Source organism: Micromonospora sp. NPDC049004, assembly GCF_040649315.1.
In the GTDB taxonomy this organism is placed as follows: domain Bacteria; phylum Actinomycetota; class Actinomycetes; order Mycobacteriales; family Micromonosporaceae; genus Micromonospora.
In genome coordinates, this window is sequence record NZ_JBEZFG010000003.1 from 171,278 (window position 1) to 183,771 (window position 12,494).

General features: G+C 72.4%; 11 protein-coding genes. 4 read left to right on the top strand and 7 right to left on the bottom strand.

Annotation, left to right across the window (positions count from 1 at the left end; genetic code table 11):
- Positions 1–25 precede the first annotated feature (25 nt).
- The 3 genes from AB0B97_RS10315 to AB0B97_RS10325 all read right to left on the bottom strand — a co-directional run bounded on the left by AB0B97_RS10315 (position 26) and on the right by AB0B97_RS10325 (position 2,682).
- On the bottom strand, positions 26–748 hold the full coding sequence (locus AB0B97_RS10315) for an ABC transporter ATP-binding protein (RefSeq protein ID WP_234588867.1): 723 nt from the start codon (positions 746–748) through the stop codon (positions 26–28).
- A gap of 120 nt (positions 749–868) precedes the next feature.
- The gene (locus AB0B97_RS10320) at positions 869–1,654 is read right to left on the bottom strand and encodes an ATP-binding cassette domain-containing protein (protein ID WP_357492390.1); all 786 of its coding nucleotides are present in this window, start codon (positions 1,652–1,654) and stop codon (positions 869–871) included.
- 131 nt (positions 1,655–1,785) lie between these two features.
- A complete protein-coding gene (locus tag AB0B97_RS10325) occupies positions 1,786–2,682 on the bottom strand; it encodes an alpha/beta hydrolase (RefSeq protein ID WP_357492392.1) in 897 nt (298 codons plus the stop codon).
- A gap of 182 nt (positions 2,683–2,864) precedes the next feature.
- Between AB0B97_RS10325 and AB0B97_RS10330 the strand changes: the two genes are divergently transcribed.
- Positions 2,865–5,126: a catalase gene (locus AB0B97_RS10330; protein WP_357492394.1), complete on the top strand. Its 2,262-nt coding sequence runs from the start codon at positions 2,865–2,867 to the stop codon at positions 5,124–5,126.
- A 271-nt stretch (positions 5,127–5,397) separates the two neighbouring features.
- On the opposite strand, the gene AB0B97_RS10335 is transcribed toward AB0B97_RS10330, so the two are convergent.
- A complete protein-coding gene (locus tag AB0B97_RS10335) occupies positions 5,398–6,267 on the bottom strand; it encodes an LLM class F420-dependent oxidoreductase (protein WP_357492396.1) in 870 nt (289 codons plus the stop codon).
- Between the two features lie 282 nt (positions 6,268–6,549).
- Between AB0B97_RS10335 and AB0B97_RS10340 the strand changes: the two genes are divergently transcribed.
- From AB0B97_RS10340 to AB0B97_RS10350, 3 genes are read left to right on the top strand one after another with little or no spacing between them, the layout of a single operon-like run.
- On the top strand, positions 6,550–7,575 hold the full coding sequence (locus AB0B97_RS10340) for an acyltransferase family protein (protein ID WP_357492398.1): 1,026 nt from the start codon (positions 6,550–6,552) through the stop codon (positions 7,573–7,575).
- Positions 7,572–8,714 (top strand): alanine racemase, encoded by a 1,143-nt coding sequence (gene alr, locus AB0B97_RS10345; protein ID WP_357492400.1) that lies wholly within the window; start codon positions 7,572–7,574, stop codon positions 8,712–8,714. Before AB0B97_RS10340 ends, alr begins: the two co-directional genes overlap by 4 nt.
- The gene (locus tag AB0B97_RS10350; RefSeq protein WP_357492402.1) at positions 8,711–9,730 is read left to right on the top strand and encodes a D-alanine--D-alanine ligase family protein; all 1,020 of its coding nucleotides are present in this window, start codon (positions 8,711–8,713) and stop codon (positions 9,728–9,730) included. The genes alr and AB0B97_RS10350 overlap by 4 nt, the downstream gene beginning before the upstream one ends.
- 16 nt (positions 9,731–9,746) lie before the next feature.
- Here AB0B97_RS10350 and AB0B97_RS10355 read toward each other — a convergent pair whose 3' ends face one another.
- Genes AB0B97_RS10355 through AB0B97_RS10365 form a run of 3 tightly spaced genes read right to left on the bottom strand, consistent with a single transcriptional unit; the run spans position 9,747 to position 12,429 of the window.
- A complete protein-coding gene (locus AB0B97_RS10355) occupies positions 9,747–10,229 on the bottom strand; it encodes a hypothetical protein (protein WP_234588851.1) in 483 nt (160 codons plus the stop codon).
- A 38-nt stretch (positions 10,230–10,267) separates the two neighbouring features.
- A complete protein-coding gene (locus tag AB0B97_RS10360) occupies positions 10,268–11,737 on the bottom strand; it encodes a HAMP domain-containing sensor histidine kinase (RefSeq protein ID WP_357492404.1) in 1,470 nt (489 codons plus the stop codon).
- Entirely contained in the window at positions 11,734–12,429 is a 696-nt protein-coding gene (locus AB0B97_RS10365; RefSeq protein WP_234588846.1) for a response regulator transcription factor, read from the bottom strand. Before AB0B97_RS10365 ends, AB0B97_RS10360 begins: the two co-directional genes overlap by 4 nt.
- Positions 12,430–12,494: the final 65 nt, after the last annotated feature.

Genomic DNA, 12,494 nt, shown 5'->3' on the forward strand with positions numbered 1-12,494 from the left:
TCCTCCCTCCAGGGGACGAGGTGGGTCAGAAACCGAGGTACGCGTGGCGCAGGTCGTCGTCGTCCCGCAGCGTCGCCGCCGGGGCGGCGATCACCACCTGGCCCAGTGACATCACGACGCCCTGGTCGGCCACGGCGAGCGCGCTGCGCACGTTCTGCTCGACGAGCAGCACGGTCAGGCCCGTGCGGTCGCGCAGGTGGCGCAGCAGCGCCATGGTCCGGGCGACCACCCGGGGCGCCAGGCCGAGCGACGGCTCGTCGAGCAGCAGCAGGCGCGGCCGGCCGACCAGCGCCCGGCCCAGCGCGAGCATCTGCCGCTCACCACCGGAGAGCTGGTGGCCGAGGTGCCGGCGGCGCCTGGCGAGTGGCTCGAAGAGCTGGTAGACCTCGTCGAGGGCACGGCCGGCGTCCGCCCGGTCCCGCCGCCACAGCCCGCCGAGCCGCAGGTTCTCGTCGACGGTCAACTCGCTGATCACGCCCCGCCCCTCCGGCACGTGCGCCATGCCGCGCCGGACGAGCTGCTCCACAGGCGTACCCCCCAGGTCCTCCCCCGCGAGGACGACCTGGCCGGCGGACGGGCGGATCATGCCGGAGAGCGCGCGCAGCAGCGTCGTCTTGCCGGCGCCGTTGGCGCCGACGACGGCGGCGATCGTGCCGGCGGGCACGGTGAGGTCGACGGCCCGCAACACCGGCGCGGCACCGTAACCGGCCACCAGCCCCCGCACCACGAGCAGATCGGCCGCGCTCACGCTGAGCCACCTTTCGTTCGCGACTGCGGGGCTCGCAAACCCGGCTCACTCCTCGCGCTCACGGTGAGCCACCTTTCGTTCGCGACTGCGGGGCTCGCAAACCCGGCTCACTCCTCGCGCTCACGGTGCGGCCTCCTCGACGAGGGCGCCGAGGTAGGCGTCGGCGACAGTCGTGTCGTCGCGGATCTCGTCCGGCGTGCCGGCGGCGATCACCCGACCGAAGTCGAGCACCACGAGCTCGTCGCAGACGGCCATCACCAGGTCCATGTGGTGCTCGACGAGCAGCACCGCGCACGGGTCGGCGTCACGCCGGGGAAGCTGCCGCACCAGCTCGGCGAGCTCGGCGATGTCGTCGGCGCCGAGGCCGCCCGCGGGTTCGTCGAGCAGCAGCAGCCGGGGCCGCGCGGCGAGCGCGCGGGCCAGGGCGACCCGCTGGCGTACGGCGAAGGGCAGCGTGCCCGGCGCGGCGTCGGCGTGCCGGGCGATCCCCAGGTCGTCGAGGACGTCCAGGGCGTGCTCGCGCAGCCGGCGCTCGTCGCGGTCGCTGCGGGGCAGCCCGAACAGCGCCGACGCGAAGCCGGCGCGGGCGGTGTGCGACGCGCCGGTCATCACGTTCTCCAGGACGCTGAGGCCGGCGAAGAGCCCGGTCCCCTGCAGGGTCCGGGCGATGCCCAGTCTGGTCAGCCGGTGCGGCCGTGGTCGCAGCGGACGACCGTCCAGCGTGAGCGAACCCGACTCGGGCGTCACGAAGCCGCAGATCACGTTGAACAACGTGGTCTTGCCGGCGCCGTTGGGCCCGATCACGCCCACCACCCGGTTGGGTGGCACCCGCAGCGAGACGTCGTCGAGGGCGGTGAGGCCGCCGAAACGGACGCCGATGCCGTGCAGTTCGAGCCCGCGCTCCATCACCCATCCCTCTGCCGTGGCGGGTGTTATTTACACTCGCAGTGTACGTTTCTCGGTTGCGGCGTCAAGACCTTCAATGCGCCGACGCGACCGGGGCGGCCGCCACCGGCGACCGCCCCGAACCGACCCGCTCAGTAGCTGGGGCAGGTGTTGCGGTACTCCTCGATCGCCGACCCGCTCGGGCCCGGGCAGAGGAACTGCTCGTAGCGGGTGTCGTCGTCGACGAACCGCTTCAACCAGGCCACCATCTGCCGGGCCGTCGGCGTGTTGACCGTCTGGGGGAAGAAGTGGCTCGCGCCGTTCAACTCCAGGTACGCCTTCTCGGCCGAGGCCGGGATGCTGGTGTAGAACGGCACCGAGTGCGACGCGACAGGCGCGACAGTGTCGCTCTCGCCTCCGATGATCAGCGTGGGCACCCGCAACTCGGACCAGCTCTTGTCCAGGTTCCACGGCGCCAGCGGCACGGCGGCCTGGAGCGACGGCCGAGCCGACGCGGCCTCCAGGGTGCCGCCGCCACCCATCGAGTGGCCGGCGACCGCGAGGCGGCTGCTGTCGATCCGGCTACGCACCGAGCTGCGCTCGGTGAGGTAGTCGAGCGCGGCGAGCAGCTGCCGGCCGCGGCTGTCCGGCTGGTCGAGCCGGGTGTTGGTCTCGATCCCGATCACCACGAAGCCGTGCGAGGCGATGCGCGGTCCGAGCCAGCTGATGCTGGACCAGGCGGCCGTGTAGCCGGGCGAGATGGCGATGGCGCCGAACGTGCCCTCGCTGGTGCTGGTCGGGTAGTAGATGACCCCGCCGCCGAAGCCGGTGACGCTCAGCGAGGACACGCTCTGCGAGGCGGTGGCGAAGGGGCCGCGGCTGGCCTCCAGGATCGCGGCGGTCGGGGCGGGGCCCCGCTCGTACGGGCTCGCCGCCTGCGCGGGGGCGGGACCGGCGAGGACGCCGGCGGCGAGCAGTGTGGCGGCCAGCGCGAGCCGGACGGCCCGAGCGGGCCCGGAACGGGGACGGGTGGTGGTTGGTGACGACACGTCGGGCACTCCCTAGAGTCGAGCGATATCGACGTTCGTCAGTCTTCGCCGCTTCGCTCGACCCCCGCATCGGTGAAATCACCAGTCCCACCCGCAGATCGGATCTACCGCGCGTTTCGACCCTCCGACCAGGGGTAGGGGTGCAGGGGCCTGCCCAAACGCTCCATGGAGAGGTTCACCCAGTGGATTCCAGCAAGCCCGCCGAGGCGGTCAAGAACGTCGTGAAGACCGCCTCCGAGAAGATCGCCGACGCTCTGACGCCCGAGGTGCCCGGCGCCCCGGGCAGCGCACCCCCACCGGTCGAGGAACCGACCACGCCCCACGACCCGCTGCCGCCGAAGCCGGAGCAGGGCCAACCGCAGACCCGTACGCCGACCGGCGCCGAGACCGGCGTGCCTTCGACCGCGAAGGGCCAGCAGGGCGCGTACCTCACCACGGCCAACGGGGCCCGACTGCGCGACACCGACCACTCGCTCAAGGCCGGACCCCGGGGGCCGGTGCTGCTCCAGGACCACCACCTGCGCGAGAAGATCACGCACTTCGACCACGAGCGCATTCCGGAGCGTGTGGTGCACGCCCGGGGCGCCGGCGCGCACGGGGTGTTCACGGCCTACGGCACCGCCGAGGCGGTCACCCGGGCCGGCTTCCTCGCCAAGGGGCGCGAGACGGACGTCTTCGTCCGGTTCTCCACCGTGCTCGGATCGCGCGGCTCGGCCGACACCGTCCGGGACACCCGTGGCTTCGCGACGAAGTTCTACACCGACGAGGGCACCTTCGACCTGGTCGGCAACAACATGCCGGTCTTCTTCATCCAGGACGCCATCAAGTTCCCCGACATCATCCACGCCGCGAAGCCGCATCCCGACCGGGAGATCCCGCAGGCGCAGAGCGCGCACGACACCTTCTGGGACTTCGTCTCGCTGCACACCGAGGCGCAGCACCACACCATGTGGAACATGTCCGACCGGGGCATCCCGCGCTCGTACCGGACGATGGAGGGCTTCGGTGTGCACACCTTCCGCCTCGTCAACGAGGCCGGGGAGACGGTGCTGGCGAAGTTCCACTGGAAGCCGAAGCTCGGCGTGCACTCCCTGACCTGGGAGGAGGCGCAGATGCTCGGCGGCATCGACCCCGACTTCCACCGTCGGGACCTCTACGACGCGATCGAGGCCGGCGCGTTCCCCGAGTGGGAACTCGGCATCCAGGTCTTCCCCGACACCCCCGAGGAGACCTTCGCCGGGATCGACCTGCTGGACGCCACCAAGATCGTCCCGGAGGAACTGGCCGAGGTGCAGCCGATCGGCAGGCTCGTCCTCAACCGGACGCCGACGAACTTCTTCGCCGAGACCGAGCAGGTCGCCTTCCACCTCGGCCACCTGCCGCCGGGCATCGACGTCACGAACGACCCGCTGTTGCAGGGCCGGCTCTTCTCGTACGTCGACACGCAGCTCACCCGCCTCGGCGGGCCGAACTTCGCGCAGATCCCGATCAACCGCCCGCACGCCGCCGTCAACGACATGCTGCGCGACGGCTTCCACCAGCACGCCGTACACGCCGGAGTGGCGCCGTACCGGCCGAACTCGCTCGACGGTGGCAACCCCTTCCCGGCCGGCGACGCCCAGCACGCGTTCCTGGACGTGCCGGTGACCGTGGCGCAGGCGCCCAAGGTCCGCGCCAACCCGGCCTCGTTCGACGACCACTACAGCCAGGTCCGCCTGTTCTGGCTGAGCATGTCGCCGGTCGAGAAGGAGCACATCATCCGGGCGTACACCTTCGAGCTGGGCAAGTGCTACCACCAGGCGATCAAGGAGCGCCAGCTCCAGTGCCTCGCCAACATCGACCCGGTGCTGTGCGAGCAGGTCGCCACCGGCCTGGGGCTGCCCGCGCCGCAGCCGACGGTGCCGCTGGCCGACGTCGCGCCGAGCCCGGCCCTGTCGCAGGTCGGCAAGGCATGGCCCGCCGACGGTCGCATGGTCGGGATCGTCGTGGACCCCGACGGTGACCTGGACGGCGTCCACGAGGTCCGCCGGGCCGTGTTCGAGGCCGGCATGGTGCCGCTGCTGATCGCCCCGCACGGCGGGATGGTGGGCGACATGCCCGTCCAGCGGACCTTCGCCACCGGCCGGTCGGTCGAGCTGGACGCGCTCCTGCTGGCCGGGGCGCCGGTGCCCGCGCCGGACGCGCTGCCCGCCCGCGACGCCAAGGCCGGCCGGCCGGACGCGTCGACAGTCGATCCCCGCGTGCTGCTCCTGGTCGAGGAGTGCTGGCGGCACGCCAAGGCGATCGGCGCCTGGGGCGCCGGCGTCACCGTGCTGGAGCAGGCCGGGGTGGCCGGCACCCCGGGCATCGTGTCCGCCGGCTCGGGCGCCGAGGCGCTGACCGGAGTGCAGCAGTTGATGGCCGCGCACCGGGTGTGGGAGAGGTTCCCCGCCTCGGTCCGCTGACCGGTCACCGACGAGGGCCGTCCCCCCGCTCCGGCGGGAGGGCGGCCCTCGTCGTCGTGGGCGAGCAGCCGGCTCCTCGTCAGCAATTCGCCCTGGATCGGGCGACTCCAGATCGGTGGCGGTCGGCGAGGCTGCCCGACCCGCCGGAAAAACAATTTCCGACGGGCGGAGCAGCCATTTGTTTGAACCTTGTCATTGCGACTCGGCGGGTGCCGCACCAGCAATCCACCGCGAATTGGCCTTGCGTTCACAATGCTCGGCCACGCCCGCGTCAGCCGATGTCGGCCAGCCGCGGCAGCACCTCGTCGCCGAGCCGCCGGGCGAACTCCACGGGGTGCCGGTCCGGCGTGACCTGCACCTCGCTGACGCCGAGCGCGGCGTAGTCGGACACCTCGGCGAGGAACGCGTCGAGATCCTCCAGCGGCGGCTTGCTGGCCAGCACGGTCTTCTCGATGCTGTCGTAGTCGCGGCCCTCGGCGGCGCAGTGCCCGCGCAGCACGTCCAGCTTGTGCGCGATCCCCTCGGCGCCCGTGCCGAACAGGTTGCAGGCGTCGGCGTACCGGGCGACCAGCAGCAGCGTCTTCTTCTCGCCGCTGCCGCCGATCATGATCGGCGGGTGCGGACGGCGCAACGGCTGGGGCGAGTTGATCGTCTCCGTAAGCTGGTAGTGCCGCCCGTCGAACGGCCCGTTGTCGTCGCTCCACATCTGCCGGCAGATCCGCAGCGTCTCCTCCAGCCGCTCGAACCGCTCGGCGACCGGCACCACGGGCACGCCGAGCCCGCGCTGCTCCCGCTCGTACCAGGACGCCCCGATGCCGAGCCGGGCCCGGCCGCCGGAGAGCACGTCGAGGGTCGTCACGGTCTTGGCCAGCAGCCCCGGATAGCGGTACATCACACCGGTGACCAGCACACCGAGCGTCATGCGGCGGGTCTGCGCCGCGACGTAGCCCAGCGTCGTGTACGCCTCCAGCATCGGCTCCTCGGCCGGGGCCAGCGCCTCCATCTGGAAGAAGTGGTCCATGACCGTGAACGAGGCCACGCCGGCCTGTTCGGCGACGGTCGCCGCCTCGGTGAGGGTCGGCGCGATGGCGGCCGGATCGGCCGGAGTCGAGAAATTCCAGTAGTGCAGCCCGAGCTTCATGTTCGGCACCTCCGCGATCGAGCCTAGTAGCGCTCCCCCCGGTTCCCAACGCGTCGCCGGCTCGATGGTCGTGGTTCCCGCACGACGATCCGGCCGAGTCCATTACCGGTTCATGACAATTCGTGGATCGGGCGCGGATATCCGGCTGGCACCTTCTGCTGAGTGATCCAAGAGCTGTCTTTCACCGAATCGCGGCCAGAGGGGTACGACGCCGACACGCGCGTCCGGTTCCGCCACCGACGGCGGCCCGAGGCCGGCGTCGCCTCGGGCCGGTCACCGCGCGTGCAGTGGGCCGACGCCGCGAAGGGCGTGTGCATCATCCTCGTCGTCGCGTGGCACGTCGTCGTCAAGGACTACCTCCAGATCGACTGGCACGTCGGCCTGCCGGTGCCCGGCCTGTGGGGCACGCTCGGCGAGCAGTTCCTGCCGCTGCGGATGCCGCTCTTCTTCACCATCTCCGGCGTCTTCGCGGCCAACGCCGTGCAGCGGCCCTGGCGCACCGTCGGCCGCAGCCGCATCGCCGGGTTCCTCTACCTGTACGCGGTGTGGTTGCTGATCCACACGGCGGTCCTCGCCCTGGCACCGGACTTCCCGACCGACCGGGCCACGTCCGTCCTCGGTCTGCTGGCGCAGCTCACGGTCACGCCCTCCAACCTCTGGTACCTGTACGCCCTGGCGCTCTACTTCACGCTCGCCAAGGCGACCCGCCGGCTGCCCCGGTTGCTGGTGGGCGTACCCGCGGCAGTGTTGTCCGCCGTCGCGGCCGCCGGCCTGCTGGCCACCCCGGGCAACCGCGCGGGTCTCTATCAGAACCTGGTCTTCTTCCTCGCCGGCCTCTACCTGCGGCCGTGGATCGAGCGGTGGGCGGCCACGGCCACCCGGCGGCGACTCGTGCTGACGTCCGGGGCGTACGCCGTCGCACTCGTCGCGATGGCGGCGGCCGGCGCCCAGCGGTGGTTCGGCGTGTGGCCGGTGGTCTCCGTCGTGGCGGTGGCGTTCGGCGTCACCGCCGCCGCCCGGCTGGCGCGGCGGCCCGCCCTCAGCGACCGGCTGGCCGCGCTCGGGCGCATCACGCTGCCCATCTACGTCATCCACATGCCGCTCCTCGCGCTGCTGCACCGGCTGCTGTCCGCCCCGGTCTCGGGGCTGGACCCGGTCGCCCAGAGCCTGCTCGTGCTCGGCTACCCGATCCTGCTGACCGCGCTCGTGATCGGCCTGAGCCTGGCCGTGCACCGCGGCGTGCTGCGGCTGCACGGCCATTGGCTGTTCGCGCTCCCCGGCACGCGTCGCGCGGCGGTGGCCGGATGAGCGCGCTGGCCGAGGCGGTGATCGACCTCGGGGCGATCGCCGACAACGTGCGCACGGTCGCCGCGGTCACCGACACCGAACTGATGGCAGTGGTGAAGGCGGACGGGTTCGGCCACGGGGCGGTGCCGGTCGCCCGGGCCGCGCTGCGCGCCGGCGCCACCTGGCTGGGGGTGACCTCGGCGTCCGAGGCGCTGGCCCTGCGGGACGCGGGCATCACCGCGCCCACCTTGAGCTGGCTGCACCGACCGGACGACGACTTCGACAGGTTGATCGACGCGGGCGTCGACGTCGGCGTCTCGACGATCACCCACCTGCACGCCGTGGCCGACGCGGCAGTGCGCCTCGGCGTGCCCGCGACGGTGCAGCTCAAGGCCGACACCGGCCTGACCCGCAACGGCGCCGGCCGCGACGACTGGCCCGACCTGGTCACCTGGGCCCGCAAGTACGAGGTGGAGGGCACCGTCCGGGTGCGCGGCGTGTGGTCGCACCTGGCCGACGCGGACGTGCCCGGCACCCCCGGGCTGGCCCGTCAGGTGCGGACGTTCGCCGAGGCGCTGCACATCGCCCGCGGCGCCGGCCTCGATCCCGACCTCGTGCACCTGGCCAACTCGGCGGCGGCGCTGTCGGCGCCCCGGACCCGCTTCGACCTCTGCCGGATCGGGCTGGCCCTCTACGGCGTCGACCCGTTCGGCGCGCTCGGCCCCGGCGCGTTCGGGCTGCGTGCGGCCCTGACGCTGCGGACGACAGTGGTCAACGTGAAGCGGGTGGCCGCCGGCACGGGTGTCTCCTACGGGCCGGAGCACGTGACCTCCGCGCCGACGACGCTGGCGCTGCTGCCACTCGGTTACGCCGACGGGCTGCCCCGGGCCACCGAGGGCCGCGCCGAGGTGTGGCTCGGCGGCCGGCGCTGCCCGATCGTCGGGCGCATCGCCATGGACCAGTGCGTGGTCGACGCCGGTGACCTGCCGGTGACCATCGGCGATCCGGTCGTCGTGCTCGGCCCCGCCGGCGACGACGCCACCCCGCCGACCGCCACCGAGTGGGCGCGCTGGGCCGGCACCAACCCAAACGAGATCTTGACCGGCATCGGGGCCCGGGTGGGCCGCGATCATCTCCACGAAAGGGCGGACGTCGCATGACAACGCGACTGGCAGTGCTGTACGGCGGACAGAGCGGCGAGCACGAGGTGTCGCGGCGCTCGGGAGAGAGCATTCTGGCCGGGCTGGACCACGAGCGGTACCAGGTCACCGAGGTGCTCATCGACACCGACGGCGGGTGGCACGTCGACGGCCGTCCCACTCCCCTGCCGCAGGCGCTTCGGGTGCTGCGCGCCCAGGACGTGGTGTTCCCGGCCCTGCACGGTCCGTACGGCGAGGACGGCACCGTCGCGTCGCTGCTGGAATGGCTCGGCGTGCCGTACGTCGGCAACGGCGTCTTCGCCAGCGCGGCGGGCATGGACAAGGGCGTCACCAAGCGGCTCCTCGCCGCGGACGGCCTGCGGGTGAGCCCGGGTGTGACCCTGCGACCCGGGGAGCACCTGTCGCCGGCCGAGCGGCAGCGACTGGACCTGCCGGTCTTCGTCAAGCCGGCGCGGGCCGGCTCCAGCCTGGGCGTGGTCCGGGTGACGGACTGGGCGGCGCTGCCCGCCGCCGTCGAGCAGGCCCGCGAGGTCGATCCGAAGGTGCTCGTCGAGCAGGGGGCACGCGGACGGGAGATCGACGTCGCCGTCCTGCAGTACCCCGACGGCCGGGTGCAGGCCGGGCCGCCCCTGGAGATCCGGGTGAACGGCGCGGGCTTCTTCGACTACGACGCGAAGTACGACGGCGGGGCCGTCTTTGAGATCCCCGCCCCGCTCGATCCGGCCACCACCGAGGTGCTCCAGGACCGGGCGATCCGCGCCTTCCACGCCCTCGACTGCCGAGGCCTGCTGCGGGTCGACTTCTTCCTCTCCGGCGAGGGCGCGGAGCCCATCGTGAACGAGGTCAACACCTTCCCGGGATTCACCGCCGCGTCGCAGTTCCCGCAGATCTGGCAGCGGGCCGGGATCGAGTTTCCCGCCCTGCTCGACATCCTGATCTCCGGCGCGCTCGTCGACGGTCCCCGGGTCGCCTCGTTCGGGCTGCCCCGGCCGGCACGGGCTGTCGATCTGGTGTGAGCGGCGTTCGCCCCGGTCACTCGAGCCAGCAGGGCCACGCTGGCCGGGTGCCGTCCGGCCCGACGAGGGTGACCGGGGTGGCACCGTTTCCCGACATGGAGAACACCACGGTGCAGATGATCTGGTTGGCCGCGACTGTCGACAGCGGCAGCACGGCACCCGACATCGTCACCGTGATGCCGGGCTCGTCGACGCTCGGCGCCACCTTGGCCGGCGCGGCGTCGGATGGCACCTCGCTGCTGAGCCCCGCCTCCCGCTCGGTCGGGGTGGGACCGGCCGCGAGCAGCGCGAGCGCGTCGGCCGGCGACGAGGGACCGGGGCCGGGTTTCGTCGCGCGCAGGACGAGCGCCAGCTCGCCGTGCGAGATGAGGTAGAGACCCGCGCCCGCGGACGGCCCGCTCACCGCGGCGCGGCCGGTGATGACGTCGCTGGGCCGGACTCCGCAGCCGGCAGTGAGCAGGGTGAGCAGAAGCCCGACCGCGAGCAGCGTCCGCGTCACACGTCGGCGCGGCGCCGGACGTGTCCGCCACGCGCCGATCACCGTACGCCTCCGGCGTCCACGGTCTCCGACGCCACCCGGGGCAGGCGCAGCGTGAACACCGCTCCGCAGTCGGGGGTGTTGCCCGCCACCAGACTTCCCGGCTGACCGGCGTGCCGGTGCAGTCGCGCGTTCTCCCACGCGATGGCGAGGCCCAGGCCGCTGCCCTCGGAGCGGGTCCGCGCGGTGTCGGCCTTGTAGAAGCGGTCGAAGACGTGCGGCAGCACCTCCGGGTCCAGCCCCGGCCCGTGGTCGGCGACCTCGATGGTGATCCAGTCCGGTTCGGCGCGCAGGCGTACGGACACCGGCTCGTGGCCGTGCCGGAAGGCGTTGCCGACCAGGTTGGCGACGATGACGTCCAGCCGGCGGGGATCGAGCCGGGCGATGACACCGGACGGCAGATCCGCCTCCACCCGATCGGCCCACCGGCGCAGCCGCAGGGTCGCGTTGACCGCCGCCGCGACGTCGACGTCGTCGAGGGCGAGCCGGGCGGTGCCGGAGTCGAACCTGCTGACCTCGATGAGGTCGTTGACCAGCTGGGTGAGGTTCTGGGTCTCCTGACTGACGAGCCGGGCGGCCTGGCCGGCGTCCCCCGGCAGCCGGTCCGCCTCCTCGTCCAGCACGTCGGTGACCGCCGTCATCGCGGCCAGGGGCGTACGGAGTTCGTGCGACACGTCGGCCACGAAGCGCCGCGCGTCGGCCTCCATCCGCCGCAGCTCCCCGACCTGACGCTCCAGGGTCCCAGCGGTGTCGTTGAAGGTGCGGGCCACGTCGGCCAGTTCGTCGACACCCCGAACGGTCAACCGCGTGGACAGGTCGCCCTCGCCGAGCCGGCGTGCCGCGCGGCCCAGCTCCCGTACCGGCCGCAACACGCCCCGCGCGGCCAGCAGGGCCAGCAGGACGGCGAGGATCAGGGAGAGACCGCCGGTCACCCACGCCAGCATGGCGAGCCGGTCGATGCTCTGCTGTTCGGAGTCGAGGCTGCGCACCGAGTAGACCTCCACGCCCGACGGCACGGACGTTCCGTCGGACCTGTCGAACCTGAGCTGCGTGCCGATGAGCAGCAGGTGCTTGCCGTGGCGATCGACGCGCTGCCAGGCGATGCGACCGCCCGCCACCTCCTGCCGCAGCTCCGGGGTGAGCACGTCGGACTCGTCGACGACGCTCTGCGCCCACAGATCCCCGTAGCGGACCACGGCGTCCCCCTCCCGGTCGGAGAGGCGCTGGGCCAGCATGTCGAGTTCCTCCTGGTTCGGCGGCAGACTGACGATCGGATACACCTTCGACAGCTCGTCGGTCAGCGACGCCACAGCCGCGTCCTGCGCCTGCTGGAGGATGACCGTCCGGGCCTGGAAGTAGCTTCCGCTGGCCACCACCGCCGTGGTGGTCACGCCCAGCAGGGCGAAGGCCAGGAGCAGGCGGACGCGCAGGCCCAGTGCCATGGCCCAGGCCCAGTGCCAGGGGGTCACAGCGGCCCGAACCGGTATCCGAAGCCACGTACCGTCTGGATGTAGACCGGCGCCGACGGCTCGTCCTCGATCTTGGCGCGCAGCCGCTGGACGCAGGCGTCCACCAGCCGTGAGTCGCCGAGGTACCCGTGCTCCCACACGGCCTCCAGCAGTTGCTGGCGGCTGAGCACCTGGCCTGGCGTGTGCGAGAGTTCGAGCAGCAGCCGCAGCTCCGTCGGGGCCAGGCTGACCGGCGCCCCGTCCTTGCTGACCACCAGCGCGGCCCGGTCGATGGTCAGGGCGCCGTGCTGGTGCAGCCCGGGCCGCTCGGGGCCGGGGCGCCGCGAGTCGCCGCCGGTGCGTCGCAGCACCGCCCGGATGCGCGCTTCGAGCACCCGGGCCTGCACCGGCTTGACCACGTAGTCGTCGGCGCCTGCCTCCAGGCCGGCAACCACGTCCATGTCGTCGTTGCGGGCGGTGAGCATGATGATGGGCAGGTCGCCCTGCTGCCGGATCCGGCGGCAAACCTCGAACCCGTCCATACCGGGCAGCATGAGATCGAGGACCACCACGTCGGACGCCGCCGTCTGCAGTCGTTCCAAGCCTTGTTCGCCGGTCGCCACGGCGACGACCGAGTGGCCCTGCCGGGTGAGCGCCAGCTGCAGTCCGTCGCGGACCGTCTGGTGATCTTCGATCAGCAGGACCTGTGGCATGCCGTCCAGTATCCCATCATGAGATTTATTCGCCTTTGGTCGATGTCTCGCGGGTCGGGTATCGA

Excerpts from the sequence above, each read along its gene's own strand:
- AB0B97_RS10320 (WP_357492390.1), bottom strand. The coding sequence starts at position 1,654 with ATGGAGCGCGGGCTCGAACTGCACGGCATCGGCGTCCGTTTCGGCGGC.
- AB0B97_RS10335 (WP_357492396.1), bottom strand. The coding sequence starts at position 6,267 with ATGAAGCTCGGGCTGCACTACTGGAATTTCTCGACTCCGGCCGATCCG.
- alr (WP_357492400.1), top strand. The coding sequence starts at position 7,572 with ATGAGCGCGCTGGCCGAGGCGGTGATCGACCTCGGGGCGATCGCCGAC.
- AB0B97_RS10350 (WP_357492402.1), top strand. The coding sequence starts at position 8,711 with ATGACAACGCGACTGGCAGTGCTGTACGGCGGACAGAGCGGCGAGCAC.
- AB0B97_RS10365 (WP_234588846.1), bottom strand. The coding sequence starts at position 12,429 with ATGCCACAGGTCCTGCTGATCGAAGATCACCAGACGGTCCGCGACGGA.